We start from the raw sequence: 16,117 nt of genomic DNA on the forward strand, positions 1-16,117 counted from the left end.
CGGGCGGATAGCTGAGTACGGTGTACGCTGCGGCAAGCAACTACAAGTGACGAACAGGCCAAAGTCCCGATTGATCAGGAGGCAGGTACAATCCCCGTTCCCCCACCGGGTATGAGGTCAGATCTCATGGATTTCGAAGACGTGAGAAATTCTCTGGGTCTTGGCGTCCCACACATATCTCACGTGTTTGCCCTGCAAGGGGATGGACACCGCTGGCGGGCGAAATGCTGCCACGCATTCATGTCCACTCAGCCGCACACTGTTATAGAGAAGCCCCCAGGAGCCGGCGTCCCGTAGTGCCCTGGCGAACACTTGGGCCACGCCGTAACACGAAGGATCTGGCTGGTGCAATTCGGGATAGCGGGTGCGTACGTCATGCACCGGCTTAACGATCTGATTGACGTAGGTGCGCAGGGTCAACTCGATATCCTGCTCGTTGGTTGCGGCCAGAAACCGCTGCTGATGAAAGCTTGTTTCGGCGATAGCCGCTGCCTGGCTGTTCGCGGCGTAGTAGATGCCGTAAGTGCCGTCAGTGAAGCGGCTGGCCTTACCTATATGGGTAAACGCCGCCATGACCGGCGTCGAACCCGGTCCTGAAACCCGATCTTCGACCGGGACACGGTTCAATACACCACACTCTTCCTGCAACCGATCATTGGTCAGCGCCTCCAGCGCATAGGCCATTTCAAGTTCGCCTGGATCGAGTAAATCCTCGAAAAGCGTGATCGGCGGGAAAGCACTACTGACCATCCTGAACGCCGCATCCCACGCCGGGATAACAGTCTTGGGCTGCTTCATCAGCCACGGACTCCATCCAGATAGCGACGCACATCGGCGATATCCACCACGCGGCCGGCGAGCATATAGCGCAGCGCGGACTGGCCGTTAAAGGGCGCAGCCGTGTTCGGCTTGCCGACCCACTCGTAGGCGCGTCCAAGGTTATTGCTGAAGATGATGCTGAGCGCCTTGTGAATCCCCATTAGATAGGAAATTCGCTCCAGCGTGTCATGAGGTAATCGGATGTCTGGCGTGCGCCGGTACTTGTAAAAGGTCGTGTTGCTGACCGATCCCAGAAGCGTGCGCTGCTCCTCGACCGAACATCCCCAATGAGCCATGAGGTTGAAGAAGAATTTCAGCGCCACACGCCCCGCTTCAGGGGTGTCGACGCCGGGGCCGTCGTTGCGGTTGATCGCCAGGGCTGGCATGACCGGGTCTCCTGTTCATCGTTGCTGATGAACAGCCTAGTCCACATACGAACAAAATCAAGATATTAATTCATATGCGAAAGGCCCTACATGCACTCACAACGTTGCCGATAGAGGTTGGAAGGCAGCCCTACGGCGGCGGGGGATGATCACCAAGGATTGAGGGAATAAAACTGGCGGCCAGCGCTTCCTTTGCACTCTTGCGCAGCTTCTTTATCAGCCGCTCCTGGCGCAGCGCTTCACCCTTGTCGCAACATGCCTCGACATAAACCAGTGCGACGGCCGGGCTGGAGAAGAAGAAGCGCGCGCCTTTACCGCTCTGGTGCTTCTGGAAACGGCGATGAGGGTCGTCGCTGATGCCGCAGTACAACGACCCGTTGGCAGCGCGAACGAGGTAGACGAACCACGGTTTGCTGACCGTGATTTCATCTGGGGGAGTGACGGATATGGCGACTTCGGGCATCGTGCAGACAAACGTGTGAACAGTGAAGCCGCGATTCTAACAGAGCCTCAGCGCCCCGCCTGATACGCCTTCAGCCCCTTCTGTGCCTGGGTACGAATGGCGTTTTGCACGAAGGGTGCCCAACCCAGCACGGCGCCTTTCATACCGAGGGCTTGACGCGACCAACGCCAGAGATCGAAGTGGTCGTGATGCTCGCAGATCTTGCCATCGCGAAACACGAAGCGCGCCTGGATGTCGTTGACCACCGTGCGCCCGGTCTGGCTGAACAGGTAAGTCGCCACCCAATGGGCGCCGCCAGAGCGCTCATCGGCGCGCACGTTGTCGAAGCGAACAGAGAAGTCCCGGGCTCGCGACGTCAGCATGCGCCACATGTCCGCCGCGTCACGCCCGCGCAGCTCGCCGAACACCGAATCGCTGAACAGCACGTCTTCGGTATAGCAAGCCGCCATGGCTTCAGCGTCCAGGCGATTGAAAGCGTCATAGAAGTCGTAGATCAGCGCGCTGTGTCGCTCGCTCGGAAGGGGATCGCTCATGCGGGGAATGTCCATGGGAGAGGTGTCTGCACGATAAGCGCCAACACCTGTTTTTGCCATGGACATTTGCGATGCAAATACCGGAACTCAGACTTTCTTGCTGGTCACGTCCACATACAGCGCTCGACCGGCGCCCATGCCCGCGACAATTCCAAGCACGCCAATCACCCCGAAGATCCAGCCCACAGAGTTCCAGTTACCGGTCCAGTCATGCACGATGCCGACCGCGAACGGGCCCAGCGAAGCCAGCGTGTAGCCGACGCCCTGAGCCATGCTCGACAGGTTGGCCGCAACGTGTGAATCACGGGAGCGCAGCACAATCAGGGTCAACGCCAGACTGAACGTACCGCCCTGCCCCAAGCCCAGCACCACCGCCCAGATCCACAGCTGGTTGAGCGGCGCATATAAACAGCCGTACAAGCCAGCGAGGGTCAGCAGCATCACCAGCAGAATCGCAACGCGCTGGTCCTTGCCGCGCGTCGCCAACCAGGGGGCGGTGAGCGAACTGATCAACTGGACCATGATCGAGCCCGAAAGCAGCAAGCCCGCCTCAGTCGGTGTCAGACCACGGCCGATCAGAATCGAAGGCAGCCAGCCGAACACAATGTAGGCGAGCGACGATTGCAGGCCCATGTACAAGGTGACCTGCCGCGCCAGCTTATCGCGGAAAAGGCCCCGGACCCGGTAGGACGCCTGATGCTGGCCATGACTTTGGCGCGTCTGCGGCCACCAGAAAATCGCGGCCAGAAGTGCCGGGACGATCCAGAAGCCCAGGCCCACGTTCCAGCTATTATCGAAGAACTGGCTCAGTGGCACCGTGGAGCCGGCTGCCACTGCAGCCCCAAGACACAAGGCCATGGTGTACACGCCGGTCATGGTCCCGGCCTGTTTGGCGAAGTCACGCTTGACGATGCCCGGCAGCAACACACCGATGATGCCGATGCTTGCGCCCGCCATGATGCTGCCGGCGAACAATCCGACCGGACCAAACGAGCTGCGCAGAATGATGCCGCAGGTCAGTGTCAGCAAAATGCCCAACACCACGCGCTCGCTGCCGAAACGCCGCGCCAGAATGGGCGCCATCGGCGCGAACAGCCCCAGGCACAACACCGGCAGCGTCGTCAGGAGCCCCGCTGTCGAGGCAGACAGCCCGAGGCTTTTCGACACTTCGCTAAGCAGGGGCGCCATGCTCGACAATGCCGGTCGCAGGTTCAGCGCTACCAACACCAGCCCCAACAGTAGAAACCACGGGCGCTTGAGCACGGGGCGATGTTGCTGGACTTGCTCGTCGTCAGCCTCCGCGTCGATCAGCAGTTCGTCGATTTCATGGTGTTTTTTTACAGGGGATAGCGTGTCGCTCGCCGGTGGCGCCTTGGTCGTCATGGGATTCTCGTGGGGGCAGGATGTGTAACAGCGCATAGCGCAAAGACGTAATCCTGTTGGAGAACGGCAAAGAACACAAGTTTTGCGAGGATTGGGTACAACTCAATGACTTACCGATTTCGAATGCGCTACCGCCGGCGAGCCGGACCGCTTCAAGGGTCGTGTGGCCAACGATATCGAGATTGACCGGCTCAAATCCAAACAAAAAACCCGGACACTTGGTCCGGGTTCTTCGGTAAATCAGCTATCGACTCAGTGCAGAATCTGACTGAGGAACAGCTTGGTACGGTCGCTTTGCGGGTTGTCGAAGAAGTCGTTTGGCGCGGCCTGTTCGACGATTTCGCCTTTGTCCATGAAGATCACGCGGTTGGCCACGGTGCGGGCGAAGCCCATTTCGTGGGTCACGCAGAGCATGGTCATGCCTTCTTCAGCCAGGCCGACCATGGTGTCCAGAACCTCTTTCACCATTTCCGGGTCCAGAGCCGAGGTCGGTTCGTCGAACAGCATGATTTTCGGCTTCATGCACAGGGCACGGGCGATGGCCACACGTTGTTGCTGACCACCGGACAGCTGACCCGGGTATTTATGCGCCTGTTCTGGAATGCGAACGCGCTCCAGATAGTGCATAGCGATTTCTTCAGCCTTTTTCTTCGGCATCTTGCGGACCCACATCGGCGCCAGGGTGCAGTTCTGCAGAATGGTCAGGTGCGGGAACAGATTGAAGTGCTGGAACACCATGCCGACTTCGCGGCGGATGGTTTCGATCTGCTTGAGGTCCGAAGTCAGTTCGGTGCCATCAACGACGATGCGACCTTGCTGGTGTTCTTCCAGACGGTTCAGGCAGCGAATGGTGGTCGACTTGCCCGAACCCGACGGGCCGCACAAAACGATACGCTCGCCCTGACGCACGTTCAGGTTGATGTCTTTCAATACATGGAACTGGCCGTACCATTTATGTACGCCTTCCATGCGGATCATGCCTTCGGCGCCCAGAGGCTTGCTGATAGCTTCACTCATCACATAACTCCTAACGCTTGTGGCCTGTGTCCAACTTACGCTCCAAATGCATGGAGTAGCGGGACATACCGAAACAGAAGATCCAGAACACCAGGGCCGCGAACACGTAACCCTCGGTCGCCATGCCGAGCCAGTTCGGGTCGGCGGCAGCTTGCTTGACGCTGTTGAGCAGGTCGAACAGGCCGATGATGATCACAAGGCTGGTGTCCTTGAACAACGCGATCACGGTATTCACCAAGCCCGGAATCACCAGCTTCAGCGCCTGAGGCAGAATCACCAGGCCCATCCGGCGCCAGTAACCCAGGCCCATCGCGGCAGCCGCTTCGTACTGACCTTTTGGAATGGCCTGCATGCCGCCACGCACCACTTCAGCCACGTAGGCCGACTGGAACATGATCACGCCGATCAGGGCGCGCAGCAGCTTGTCGAAGTTCATGCCTTCGGGCAGGAACAGCGGCAGCATCACAGAGGACATGAACAGCACGGTGATCAGCGGAACGCCGCGCCAGAACTCGATGAAGGTCACGCAGATCACACGAATCGCCGGCATATCGGAACGACGTCCGAGCGCCAGAACCACGCCCAACGGCAATGCACCGGCGATACCGACGGTGGCGATGACCAGCGTCAACATCAGGCCGCCCCACTGGCTGGTAGCCACTTCGGTCATGCCGAAGATGCCACCGTGCAGCAGGAAGTACGCGGCGATCGGGTAGATCACCAGGAAGCTCAGGCCGTAAACCGCCTTGCGTGGCATGGCTTTGATGAACAGCGGCGCAGCGCCGATGATCGCCAGCCAGACAGTCAGATCGACCCTCCAACGCAGCTCTTGCGGGTAGTAGCCGTACATGAACTGGCCGAAGCGCTGTTCGATGAACACCCAGCAGGCGCCCGCCTTGGTGCAGTCGGCGCGCGTGGTGCCGACCCAGTTGGCGTCGAAGATGGCCCAGCTCAGCAGCGGCGGAACGATCAGCCAGATCAGGTAGATCGAGAACAGGGTCAACAGGGTGTTGATCCAGTTCGAGAACAGGTTCTGGCGCATCCATGCCACCGGGCCGAAAACTTTGCTCGGCGGCGGCATGTCAGGTTTGAAAGTATGGGATGTCATGCGCGTTTCCTCACCGCTCGATCAGCGCAATGCGCTTGTTGTACCAGTTCATCAGCAGGGAAATGCTGATGCTGATCGCCAGGTAGACGCTCATGGTGATGGCAATGACTTCGATGGCCTGACCGGTCTGGTTCAGAACGGTACCGGCGAACAGCGAGACCATTTCCGGGTAACCGATACCGGCGGCGAGCGAAGAGTTCTTCGCAAGGTTCAGGTATTGGCTGGTCAACGGCGGAATGATCACCCGCAGCGCCTGCGGGATGATGACTTTGCGCAGGGTCGGCCCCGGCCGCAGGCCCAGCGAACGCGCTGCTTCGGTCTGGCCGTGGCTGACCGACTTGATGCCCGAACGCACGATCTCGGCGATGAACGCCGCGGTGTATACGGTCAGGGCAAGGGTCAGCGCCAACAGTTCAGGGATCAGCACCCAGCCGCCGACGAAGTTGAAGCCCTTGAGTACCGGCATTTCCCAGTGAACCGGCGCACCGAAGATCAGCGCACACAGCGCCGGGATCACGATGAGCAGAGCCAGGCCCGCCCAGAACTTGTGAAACGGTACGCCCGTGGCCTCGAAGCGTTTGTTCGCCCATTTGGCCATGACAACGATGGCGACGATAGCCAGCACGATGCTGATCACGAACGGCAAGGTTGCGTCGTTGGTGATCGCCGCCGGCATGTTCAGGCCACGGCTGCTCACGAAGAACGAACCGAGGAAGCCATGCGCCGCGCGTGGACCGGGCAGGGTCAGAAATACCGCGAAATACCAGAACAGGATCTGCAGCAGTGGCGGGATGTTACGGAAAACCTCGACGTAAACCGTCGCCAGTTTGTTGATCATCCAGTTGTTGGACAGCCGCGCCACACCGACGATGAAGCCCAGCAGGGTTGCGAGAATCACGCCGATGAACGTCACCAGCAGCGTGTTGAGCAAACCGATGAGGAAAACCCGCGCGTAGGTATCCGACTCCGTGAAAGGAATCAGATGCTGTGCGATGCCGAATCCGGCACTGTTTTCAAGGAAACCGAAACCTGAGGTGATGCCCCGGTGTTGCAGGTTGGTCTGGGTGTTATCGAACAGATACCAACCCATCGCGACTACGGCGATAACCGTGATTATCTGAAATAGCCACGCACGCACTTTGGGATCGCTGAGGGATAGCCTCTGCTTTGGTGCGCTGATTTGATTTTGCATGGAGTGCCCCGGATGAAATGCAACGAAGTACCCGGCTGCGGATCACGCAGCCGGGCACAGGTCAATCAACGCACTGGTGGTGCGTATTGAATGCCGCCGTTGGTCCACAGAGCGTTCTGACCACGGTCGATTTCCAGAGGAGTGGATTTACCCAGGTTCTTCTCGAAGATTTCGCCGTAGTTACCTACTTGAGCAACGATCTGAACGACCCAGTCCTTCTTCAGTTTCAGCTGCGGGCCGTAGTCACCGTCAGCACCCAGCAGACGAGCGACATCCGGGTTCTTGGTGGACTTGGCTTCGGCTTCGACGTTTTTCGAAGTGATACCAGCTTCTTCGGTGTTCAGCAGCGCATAGCCAACCCAGCGAACGATGGAAGTCCACTCGTCGTCACCACGGGCAACAACAGGTGCCAGAGGCTCTTTGGAGATGGTTTCAGGCAGAACGACGTAGTCCTTCGGCGAGGCCAGCTTGGAGCGCTGTGCGTACAGCTGCGATTTGTCGGAGGTCAGCACGTCGCAACGACCGGATTCCAGCGACTTGGCGCTTTCGTCAGAGGTGTCGAAGGTGATCGGGGTGTATTTGAGGTTGTTGGCGCGGAAGTAGTCGGAGACGTTCAGCTCGGTAGTGGTACCGGCTTGAATACAGATGGTCGCACCGTCCAGTTCCTTGGCACTTTTCACGCCCAGCTTGCTGTTGGCCAGGAAGCCAACGCCGTCGTAGTAAGTCACGAAGCCCGGGAATTCCAGACCCATGCTCGCATCGCGGGAGCTGGTCCAGGTGGTGTTACGCGACAGGATGTCGATTTCGCCGGACTGCAGCGCGGTGAAACGCTCTTTGGCGTTCAGCTGACTGAACTTGACCTTCTTGGCGTCGCCAAAAACAGCAGCCGCGACTGCGCGGCAGAAGTCAGCGTCGATACCTTGGATGGTGCCGCTTTTGTCAGGTACCGAGAAACCTGGCAGACCGTCGCTCACGCCGCACTGGATGAAGCCTTTCTTTTGAATGGCATCCAGTTTTGCGCCCGCTTGAGCGAAACCGGTGATACCGAGTGCTGCTGCGGCGGCCACTACAGCCAGGGTGGATTTCAACATCTTCATTCAAACCTCCAGTTTGCTCTTTGTTGTGTAGGAGCTTTAGCCCCGTCGCACCCTTGTGAGGCATTAATGACCCGTGCTGGCTTGTTTTTGGGTCATGCGACGTAAGACCCGAATCCGCCACCGGTGCCAGGCAGTTGGCGTGGCCTGTATGCGGACCCGATTTGGTCAAATGGACTGAAGCCCTCTGATGTCCTTGAACCACGAGGTCCAAAGCGAATCGTGCCGGAATCCTGATCAGGGGATTCCCTGCTGCGTCAGCGTAACCTCAGGCTGCATGATTAATAGCCCATTAGTGTTACCGCCGACGTCAGCGCCTTCACTCCGAGGGATTCGTAGCAAAGCGCGTACCACCATGGTGGCAAACTCGAATTAGCGACAGGTCAAGATCAAAACTTGTAACCTTGCGACATCTTCTTTCATATCTGCATAGCGTCCCGCACCGCCTTGATGCGTCGCGCTAGAGCCATCGCACACAAATGGAGCACGCATGAGCGAACCTCTGATCATCGAGCCGGAAAAGACTGCCGATGCCTGCGTCATCTGGCTGCACGGCCTGGGTGCCGACCGCTACGACTTCTTGCCGGTTGCCGAAGCCTTGCAGCAAACGCTGCTGAGCACCCGCTTCGTGCTGCCACAGGCTCCGACCCGCGCCGTTACCGTCAACGGCGGTTACGAGATGCCCAGTTGGTACGACATCAAGGCGATGAGCCCGGCCCGTGCCATCGACAGCGACCAGCTGGAAGGTTCGGCCCAGCGGATTCTCACCCTGATCGAGCAACAAAGAGACGGCGGCATCGATCCGGCGCGGATCTTCCTCGCCGGTTTCTCTCAAGGCGGCGCAGTGGTGCTGCATACCGCATTCCTGCGTTGGGAAGGCCCGCTGGGCGGCGTTCTCGCGCTGTCTACCTATGCACCGACGTTCAGTGACGACATGGTTCTTTCGGCCAGCCAACAGCGCATTCCGGCGTATTGTCTGCACGGCATTTATGACGAAGTGGTCCAGAACGCCATGGGCCGCACCGCTTACGAGCAGCTGAAGTCTCACGGCGTCACCGCGACATGGCAGGAATACCCAATGGGCCATGAAGTGTTACCGCAGGAGATTGCCGACGTAGGGGTCTGGCTCGCGGATCGGCTGCGTTAAGGCACTATTTGTTCCTTTCTTTTGTCTTGCGGATTTGGTATGGCACTACGCCCGGCCGGGTTCTTGCTTTACACTGCCGGGCGTACATTCCTTAATCAATCGACGAGATGACCGTGCTCAAAGCACTTAAAAAAATGTTCGGTAAAAGCGAGGCTGAGCAGCTCGCACCCGCTGCTCCCCTCCCCGCTTCCAAAAGCCCGACCGAAGGCTCATACCGGGAAACCGCTACGCCAGTAGCCCAAACTGCCGAGCCACAGGCCTCCAGCGCACCGGCTGCTTCGCGCCCAAAGGCTGAGCGCCCACGTCGCGAACGCGCACCCAAGCCAGTCGTCGCACCGTGGAAACTGGAAGATTTCGTGGTAGAACCCGTGGAAGGCAAGACCCGCTTTCACGACTTCCCGCTCGCTCCAGAACTGATGCATGCCATCCAGGATCTGGGCTTCCCGTACTGCACCCCTATCCAGGCGGGCGTTCTGGGCTTCACCCTCAAGGGCAAGGATGCGATCGGTCGCGCGCAGACCGGTACCGGCAAGACCGCCGCGTTCCTGATCTCAATCATCACCCAACTGACCCAGACCCCGCCGCCGAAAGAACGCTACATGGGCGAGCCTCGCGCACTGATCATCGCGCCAACCCGCGAACTGGTGGTGCAGATCGCCAAGGACGCAGCGGCGCTGACCAAGTACACCGATCTCAACGTCATGACTTTCGTGGGTGGCATGGACTTCGACAAACAGCTCAAGCAGCTGGAAGCCCGCCACTGCGACATTCTGGTCGCGACACCCGGCCGCTTGCTGGACTTCAACCAGCGCGGTGAAGTGCATCTGGACATGGTCGAAGTGATGGTGCTGGACGAAGCCGACCGCATGCTGGACATGGGTTTCATCCCGCAGGTGCGCTCGATCATTCGCCAGACTCCGCACAAGGGCGAGCGTCAGACGCTGCTGTTCTCGGCAACCTTCACCGACGACGTGATGAACCTTGCCAAGCAGTGGACCACCGACCCTGCGATCGTCGAGATCGAGTCGGAAAACGTTGCCAGTGACAACGTCGAGCAGCACATTTATGCGGTCGCTGCGGCGGACAAGTACAAGCTGCTTTTCAATCTGATCAACGACAACGGCTGGTCGCGGGTCATGGTCTTCGCCAACCGCAAGGACGAGGTGCGCCGCATCGAAGAACGCCTGGTGCGCGATGGCGTCAACGCTGCGCAATTGTCCGGTGACGTTCCGCAGCACAAACGCATCAAGACCCTGGAAGGTTTTCGCGAAGGCAAGATCCGCGTACTGGTTGCCACCGACGTCGCCGGACGCGGGATTCACATCGACGGCATCAGCCACGTCATCAACTTCACTCTCCCGGAAGTCCCGGACGATTACGTACACCGCATCGGCCGTACCGGTCGCGCGGGTGCGGATGGCGTGTCGATCAGCTTCGCGGGTGAAGACGATTCGTATCAGCTGCCATCCATCGAAGAAAAGCTGGGTCGCAAGATCAGCTGCGAAATGCCGCCGACCGAATTGTTGAGAGCGGTGGTGCGCAAGCCAAGGGTTGAACCTGCGGCGGAGTAACACGATCAGCGCGTAAATGCCCCCTGTAGCGGCACGGCCGGGCTGCTACAGGTCGTGGGGATGTCCCTACTTCTTCCAGCGATCCGCAGCCGCGTGATCGCTGTCCCGTCCTTCGACCCAGCGCGGACCTTCTGAAGTGTTTTCCTTCTTCCAGAACGGCGCGCGGGTTTTCAGGTAGTCCATGACGAAATCGCAGGCCTCGAACGCGGCCTGTCGGTGAGCGCTGGCGACGCCGACGAAGACGATGGGCTCTCCCGGCTCCAGCGCACCGATGCGATGCAGCACCTCGATCTTGAGCAGCGGCCAGCGTTGCTGAGCCTCGTCGGCGATCTTGCCCAGCGCCTTTTCGGTCATGCCGGGGTAGTGCTCCAGAAACATCCCCGCCACTTCACGGCCGTCATTGAAATCCCGAACGTAACCGACAAAGCTCACCACCGCGCCGACGCCGACATTGGCATCGTGCATCGCATTGACTTCGGCACCCGGATCGAACGCCGTGGCCTGCACACGAACGCCCATGCTCAACCTCCGGTTACGGTCGGAAAGAACGCCACTTCATCGCCCTGCTCGACCGGCTCGTTCAACGAGCAGAGTTCCTGATTACGGGCGCACATAATGCTCTGCTCCGCCAGCACATCCCACACACCGCCGCGCTGCAGCAAATGCTGACGCACGGCCTCGACAGTGGCGAAAGAACCTTCGAGGCGCTCGCTTTCGGTACCCAGGGTTTCGCGGAAGCGGGCAAAGAATTGAACCTGAACGTGAATACTCATGGTGCCTGCACCTTGTCATCGGCCACGAAGTGCCCGCTCTTGCCGCCCAGCTTTTCCAGCAAGCGAACATGTTCGATGACCATGCCACGGTCGACGGCTTTGCACATGTCGTAGATCGTCAAAGCCGCGACGCTGGCCGCAGTCAGCGCTTCCATTTCTACACCGGTCTGGCCTGACAATTTGCAGCGGGCGACGATATGTACGGTATTGGTGCCTTCGGCGTTGAGCTCGACCTTGACGCTGGTCAGCATCAGCGGGTGACAGAGCGGGATCAGATCACTGGTTTTCTTCGCCGCCTGAATGCCGGCGATGCGCGCCACGGCGAAAACATCCCCTTTCGGGTGGCCACCAGCGACGATCATTTGCAGGGTTTCGGGCAGCATGCGCACGCGCGCTTCGGCCACGGCTTCACGGGACGTCACGGCCTTTTCGGTGACGTCGACCATGTTGGCGCGACCTTGGGAATCGAGATGAGTAAGCACGGGATGACTCCTGGACAGGAGCCGCGATTGTAGCGCGTGTGCGGATGACGCTGCGATCCGCTTTTGAATCTGTAGCAGTCCGGCTTGCCGGCGGCAGCGACCTGAATGACGTCACCGCCGGCAAGCCGGACTGCTACAGGGGAGGTGTGGTGCGAAAAGGACGTGGGAGCCGAGCCGGCTCCCACAGTTTCAACCGGGGACCTTACAAATGACTCTCCGCATACTCGGCCAGGATCGAGCGTGGCACCCCTTGCAGGGTGATGTGCACGCCGTTGGGGAAATCCTTGAAACGCTCCGTCAGGTAAGTCAGCCCGGAACTGGTGGCCGACAGGTATGGGGTGTCGATCTGCGCCAGGTTACCCAGGCAGACCACCTTGGAACCGGCACCGGCACGGGTGATGATGGTTTTCATCTGGTGCGGCGTGAGGTTCTGGCATTCGTCAATCAGGATCAGGCTTTGCTGGAAACTGCGGCCTCGGATGTAGTTGAGGGATTTGAACTGCAGGGGCACCTTGCTCAGGATGTAGTCGACACTGCCATGAGTGTTTTCATCATCCATGTGCAGCGCTTCCAGGTTGTCGGTGATGGCACCCAGCCAAGGCTCCATCTTCTCGGCCTCGGTACCGGGCAGGAAGCCGATCTCCTGGTCGAGCCCCTGAACGCTACGGGTTGCGATGATGCGGCGATAACGTTTGCTGACCATGGTCTGCTCGATAGCAGCCGCCAGCGCCAGGATGGTCTTGCCGGAGCCGGCGGCACCCGACAGGTTGACCAGATGAATATCGGGATCGAGCAGCGCAAACAGCGCCAGCCCCTGATAGATGTCGCGAGGCTTGAGGCCCCACGCCTCCTGATGCAGCAGCGGCTCCTGGTGCATGTCCAGCAACAGCAGCTCGTCCGGTTTGACGCCTTTGATCCAGCCGACAAAACCCTGTTCGTCGATGATGAACTCGTTGATGTGAACCGCCGGGATCTGCTCGGTCATCTGCACTTTGTGCCAGGTGCGACCCAGTTCCTGACGGGTGTCGACCTTGCTCACGCGGTCCCAGAAGGAACCGGTCATGGTGTGATAACCGCGGGAAAGCATCGACACATCGTCGACCAACTGGTCGGTGCTGTAATCCTCGGCCGCGATCCCGCAGGCACGCGCCTTGAGGCGCATGTTGATGTCTTTGGTGACCAGCACGATGCGCATGTCCTTTTTACGCGCATGCAGGTCAATCAGCTGGTTGATGATGATGTTGTCGTTCAGGTGCTCGGGCAGAAGGCTGTTGGGCTCTTCGCGCTTGCTCATCAGGATGGACAGGTAACCCTTGAAAACGCCTGTACCGCGATCTATCGGTACGCCTCGTTCGACCTCCTCCGGGGTCGCTTCGCCCAGTGTCTTGTCGATCAACCGGATGGCCTGACGGCATTCAGCGGCGACCGAGTGCTTGCCCGCCTTGAGCTTGTCCAGTTCTTCGAGGACTGTCATGGGGAGTGCGACGTGGTGTTCTTCGAAATTAAGCAGAGCGTTTGGATCGTGAATCAATACGTTGGTATCGAGCACATAGAGGATTGGCTGGTTAGAGGAAGGGGTGCGTCCGTGGTCATCCATACTCGCTCACCTTTGTAGAAGCCAGGCAACGCAACACACAAGCGATGTCGCGCTACGAAAAGGCCGCCGAGGCTCCCTCCTTATGGCAGGGGGGAATTGCGCAAAGTGGGGTCTGGGTGACGCCACCTGTGTTGCAGGGTTCGGCGGTCTGTTGTCGTAATACCGCAAAACCGATGACATAAAAAAGCGTTTTGAACGTAATTTGAAGTTTATTTCACAGCGTGACGAATAGCCCTTGGCGGATGCCTTCCACGCGTTTACAGTCGGAAGTCCGGTCGGCGAGAAATCCTCGAAAAATTCCGACCGTTCCTACCTGACTATTCTCCTACTCCCCTTGATTTCCGGGCTCTTCAGCCTGATTGGCAGGTTGTTGCTGCGAATCCTGTGGTTGCTCCTCTGATTGCTCATCCGTTGGCTCGTCGGAGTCTTCATCATCCGGCTGCATTTGATCGGCTTCGTCCGATAGCTGCTGCGGATAAATATGACAGTCTTCCCAGATCACACCGCTCTGCGCGGTGTTGGCCATCAGCCAGGGAATCGCCTGCTGCGCCTTGTCGGTGCTGTCATGGAAGACGATGTTGCCCCGTCGCCATAGCAACATGAGGGTCAGCACCCGGTGCGCAGCCTGCTCGGCAGTGATGCGTCCGGTGGCGTCCTGAGAATCGATATTCCACAGCGACACCTGCAACTGCTGATCGCGGAAAAACTGCGCGCTGTCAGCACGGCGATGGCCATAAGGGGGGCGGAACAGTGGAACGAAGTTGTCGGGCAGAGTCTGCTGCACCAGCGCGGCGCTGCGCTCGACCGAGTCCTGCCAGTCATTCCAGTGCGCATGCGAGCGGTATTCCCAGCCCTGCAAGCCGACACACTGCTGGCGATAGAGCGTCTGCAGCGCTTGCGGGGAGCTTGCGTCCAGCCGGCCCTGCAGGTTCTTGCCGAGGACAAAGAAGGTCGCGTTGATCTTCTGCTGTCGCATGAAGTCGGCAAGCCAGTCGGTTGCGCCGTCAGCGACCGTAGGACCACTCTCGAAATTGAGCAGGAAAGTGCGATCCGGCATCTCTTCGCCGCTCAGCTCGTCCGAGTTGTAACGCTCGACCTCACTGCTGGTCTGCGGGAACAACGCCGCCATGCGCAGCAGCTCGTTCAAATAGCGTTGACTGAACGCATCGGCAGGGGCAGCCCAGCGGGCGTAGAAAGAATCGTCGGCAACCTTGTACTCCCCCGCACGCTGACGCAGCATGGGGACGTCGTCGACCAGCACGCAAAATGACGCGTCGGCGTCACAGGACTTCTCGGCGGCTTTCCAGTTCTCGAACAGTCTCGTCCACAAACGTGTGCGGATCACATTGACCGTTTGCACGTTTATCTGACGCAGCCCCAAGCGTTCGGCGAGCTGCACATCGCTGAGATTTTCACTCTCCAGCAATTGATGGGCAAAGCTCATGATTTGCGCACGGGACGCCACATCGAACAGTTGCGGGGTTTCCAGAACCTCGGGCCAGACACTGCGATCCATCGTCGCGATCTCTCCGGTCGCCGCCTGAGCGTTGAACGCCAGCAGACAGGCACCGATCAATAACGGCATGCGCAAAACGACGTGCTCCCAATCCTTGAACAAAGAGGCCGAAACCGGCGAGGCACTATAGCGGATTTGCGCACGCCGCCTGTAGGGCTCCGGCCTCTACCTATCATCACCATAGCTGGAGTCATTGCGTCACAACCCCTAGAATCGCCCCACGATTAAAGGAGACGACTGCATGCTGATGGTGATATCCCCAGCGAAGACCCTCGATTTCGAGACCCCGCCGACCACCGAGCGCTTTACCCAGCCGCAATACCTGGACCATTCGCAGGAGTTGATCCTTCAGCTGCGCGAACTGACGCCAGCGCAAATCAGCGAGCTGATGCACCTCTCGGACAAACTGGCCGGGCTCAACGCCGCACGTTTCGGCAGCTGGACCCCAGCGTTCACTGCGAAAAACGCCAAGCAGGCATTGCTGGCTTTCAAGGGCGACGTCTACACCGGTCTTGCCGCAGAAACCCTGAGCGAAACCGACCTCGACTATGCACAACAGCACCTGCGCATGCTTTCCGGTCTCTACGGTCTGTTGCGTCCGCTGGACCTCATGCAGCCCTATCGCCTGGAAATGGGGACCAAACTGGCCAACGCTCGCGGCAAGGACCTCTACGCGTTCTGGGGCGAACGGATCAGCGAGTGGCTGAACGAGGCGCTGGCTGAACAAGGCGACGACGTGCTGCTCAACCTCGCATCGAACGAGTACTTTTCGGCAGTCAAGCGCTCTGCCCTCAAGGCCCGAGTCATCGATACCGAGTTCCGCGACCAGAAGAACGGCCAGTACAAAATCATCAGCTTTTACGCCAAAAAGGCGCGGGGGATGATGAGCCGGTTCGTGATCTCCGAACGCATCGACAACCCGGAACATCTGAAGCAGTTCGATGTGCAGGGCTATCGTTTTGACAATGAGCTATCGAAACCGGAGAAGCTGGTTTTCTTGAGGGCAGAGTCCGCAGTCTGAAGCAGCGATGAAAAT

16 protein-coding genes and 1 pseudogene are annotated in these 16,117 nt (G+C 59.1%); 3 read left to right on the forward strand and 14 right to left on the reverse strand.

The features are described 5' to 3' along the window. Window positions 1-117 precede the first annotated feature (117 nt). The 9 genes from BWR59_RS09635 to BWR59_RS09675 form a co-directional block, all read right to left on the reverse strand. Window positions 118-798 carry an RES family NAD+ phosphorylase gene (locus BWR59_RS09635; RefSeq protein WP_081565411.1) on the reverse strand — a complete coding sequence of 227 codons (681 nt, stop codon included), beginning with the start codon at window positions 796-798 and terminating at the stop codon, window positions 118-120. Continuing rightward, window positions 798-1,205, reverse strand: a complete 408-nt coding sequence (locus BWR59_RS09640; RefSeq protein WP_081565412.1) for an antitoxin Xre-like helix-turn-helix domain-containing protein — start codon at window positions 1,203-1,205, stop codon at window positions 798-800. Before BWR59_RS09640 ends, BWR59_RS09635 begins: the two co-directional genes overlap by 1 nt. A gap of 130 nt (window positions 1,206-1,335) precedes the next feature. Then, entirely contained in the window at window positions 1,336-1,668 is a 333-nt protein-coding gene (locus BWR59_RS09645) for a GIY-YIG nuclease family protein (protein ID WP_081565413.1), read from the reverse strand. Window positions 1,669-1,715: 47 nt separating this feature from the next. Further along, on the reverse strand, window positions 1,716-2,201 hold the full coding sequence (locus BWR59_RS09650) for a nuclear transport factor 2 family protein (protein ID WP_081565414.1): 486 nt from the start codon (window positions 2,199-2,201) through the stop codon (window positions 1,716-1,718). 87 nt (window positions 2,202-2,288) lie between these two features. Continuing rightward, window positions 2,289-3,584: an MFS transporter gene (locus BWR59_RS09655; RefSeq protein ID WP_081565415.1), complete on the reverse strand. Its 1,296-nt coding sequence runs from the start codon at window positions 3,582-3,584 to the stop codon at window positions 2,289-2,291. 252 nt (window positions 3,585-3,836) lie between these two features. Continuing rightward, a complete protein-coding gene (locus tag BWR59_RS09660; RefSeq protein ID WP_081565416.1) occupies window positions 3,837-4,601 on the reverse strand; it encodes an amino acid ABC transporter ATP-binding protein in 765 nt (254 codons plus the stop codon). 10 nt (window positions 4,602-4,611) lie between these two features. Continuing rightward, window positions 4,612-5,709 carry an amino acid ABC transporter permease gene (locus BWR59_RS09665; RefSeq protein ID WP_081565417.1) on the reverse strand — a complete coding sequence of 366 codons (1,098 nt, stop codon included), beginning with the start codon at window positions 5,707-5,709 and terminating at the stop codon, window positions 4,612-4,614. A gap of 10 nt (window positions 5,710-5,719) precedes the next feature. After that, the gene (locus tag BWR59_RS09670) at window positions 5,720-6,901 is read right to left on the reverse strand and encodes an amino acid ABC transporter permease (protein WP_081565418.1); all 1,182 of its coding nucleotides are present in this window, start codon (window positions 6,899-6,901) and stop codon (window positions 5,720-5,722) included. Between the two features lie 65 nt (window positions 6,902-6,966). After that, window positions 6,967-7,998, reverse strand: a complete 1,032-nt coding sequence (locus tag BWR59_RS09675) for an amino acid ABC transporter substrate-binding protein (RefSeq protein ID WP_081565419.1) — start codon at window positions 7,996-7,998, stop codon at window positions 6,967-6,969. 487 nt (window positions 7,999-8,485) lie between these two features. Between BWR59_RS09675 and BWR59_RS09680 the strand changes: the two genes are divergently transcribed. Next, window positions 8,486-9,142, forward strand: coding sequence for an alpha/beta fold hydrolase (locus BWR59_RS09680; protein WP_081565420.1), 657 nt, complete (start codon window positions 8,486-8,488; stop codon window positions 9,140-9,142). 107 nt (window positions 9,143-9,249) lie between these two features. Then, window positions 9,250-10,713, forward strand: a complete 1,464-nt coding sequence (rhlB, locus tag BWR59_RS09685) for an ATP-dependent RNA helicase RhlB (RefSeq protein ID WP_081565421.1) — start codon at window positions 9,250-9,252, stop codon at window positions 10,711-10,713. A 66-nt stretch (window positions 10,714-10,779) separates the two neighbouring features. On the opposite strand, the gene moaE is transcribed toward rhlB, so the two are convergent. From moaE to BWR59_RS09710, 5 genes and pseudogenes are all read right to left on the reverse strand, one after another. Then, window positions 10,780-11,232 (reverse strand): molybdopterin synthase catalytic subunit MoaE, encoded by a 453-nt coding sequence (moaE, locus tag BWR59_RS09690; protein ID WP_081565422.1) that lies wholly within the window; start codon window positions 11,230-11,232, stop codon window positions 10,780-10,782. A gap of 2 nt (window positions 11,233-11,234) precedes the next feature. Continuing rightward, complete coding sequence (locus BWR59_RS09695) at window positions 11,235-11,480, reverse strand: MoaD/ThiS family protein (RefSeq protein ID WP_143490809.1); 246 nt, start codon at window positions 11,478-11,480, stop codon at window positions 11,235-11,237. Window positions 11,481-11,482: 2 nt separating this feature from the next. After that, the gene (moaC, locus tag BWR59_RS09700; protein WP_081565424.1) at window positions 11,483-11,968 is read right to left on the reverse strand and encodes a cyclic pyranopterin monophosphate synthase MoaC; all 486 of its coding nucleotides are present in this window, start codon (window positions 11,966-11,968) and stop codon (window positions 11,483-11,485) included. Between the two features lie 202 nt (window positions 11,969-12,170). Then, a complete protein-coding gene (locus BWR59_RS09705) occupies window positions 12,171-13,565 on the reverse strand; it encodes a PhoH family protein (RefSeq protein WP_081565425.1) in 1,395 nt (464 codons plus the stop codon). Window positions 13,566-14,049: 484 nt separating this feature from the next. Continuing rightward, window positions 14,050-15,150: pseudogene (locus tag BWR59_RS09710) on the reverse strand (polysaccharide deacetylase family protein); the annotation flags it as partial. Window positions 15,151-15,322: 172 nt separating this feature from the next. Here BWR59_RS09710 and yaaA point away from each other — a divergent pair. Further along, window positions 15,323-16,102, forward strand: coding sequence for a peroxide stress protein YaaA (gene yaaA, locus BWR59_RS09715; RefSeq protein WP_081565427.1), 780 nt, complete (start codon window positions 15,323-15,325; stop codon window positions 16,100-16,102). The last annotated feature ends 15 nt before the right edge of the window (window positions 16,103-16,117 follow it).

The sequence above is a fragment of the Pseudomonas sp. Bc-h genome, assembly GCF_002080045.1.
Classification (GTDB): domain Bacteria; phylum Pseudomonadota; class Gammaproteobacteria; order Pseudomonadales; family Pseudomonadaceae; genus Aquipseudomonas.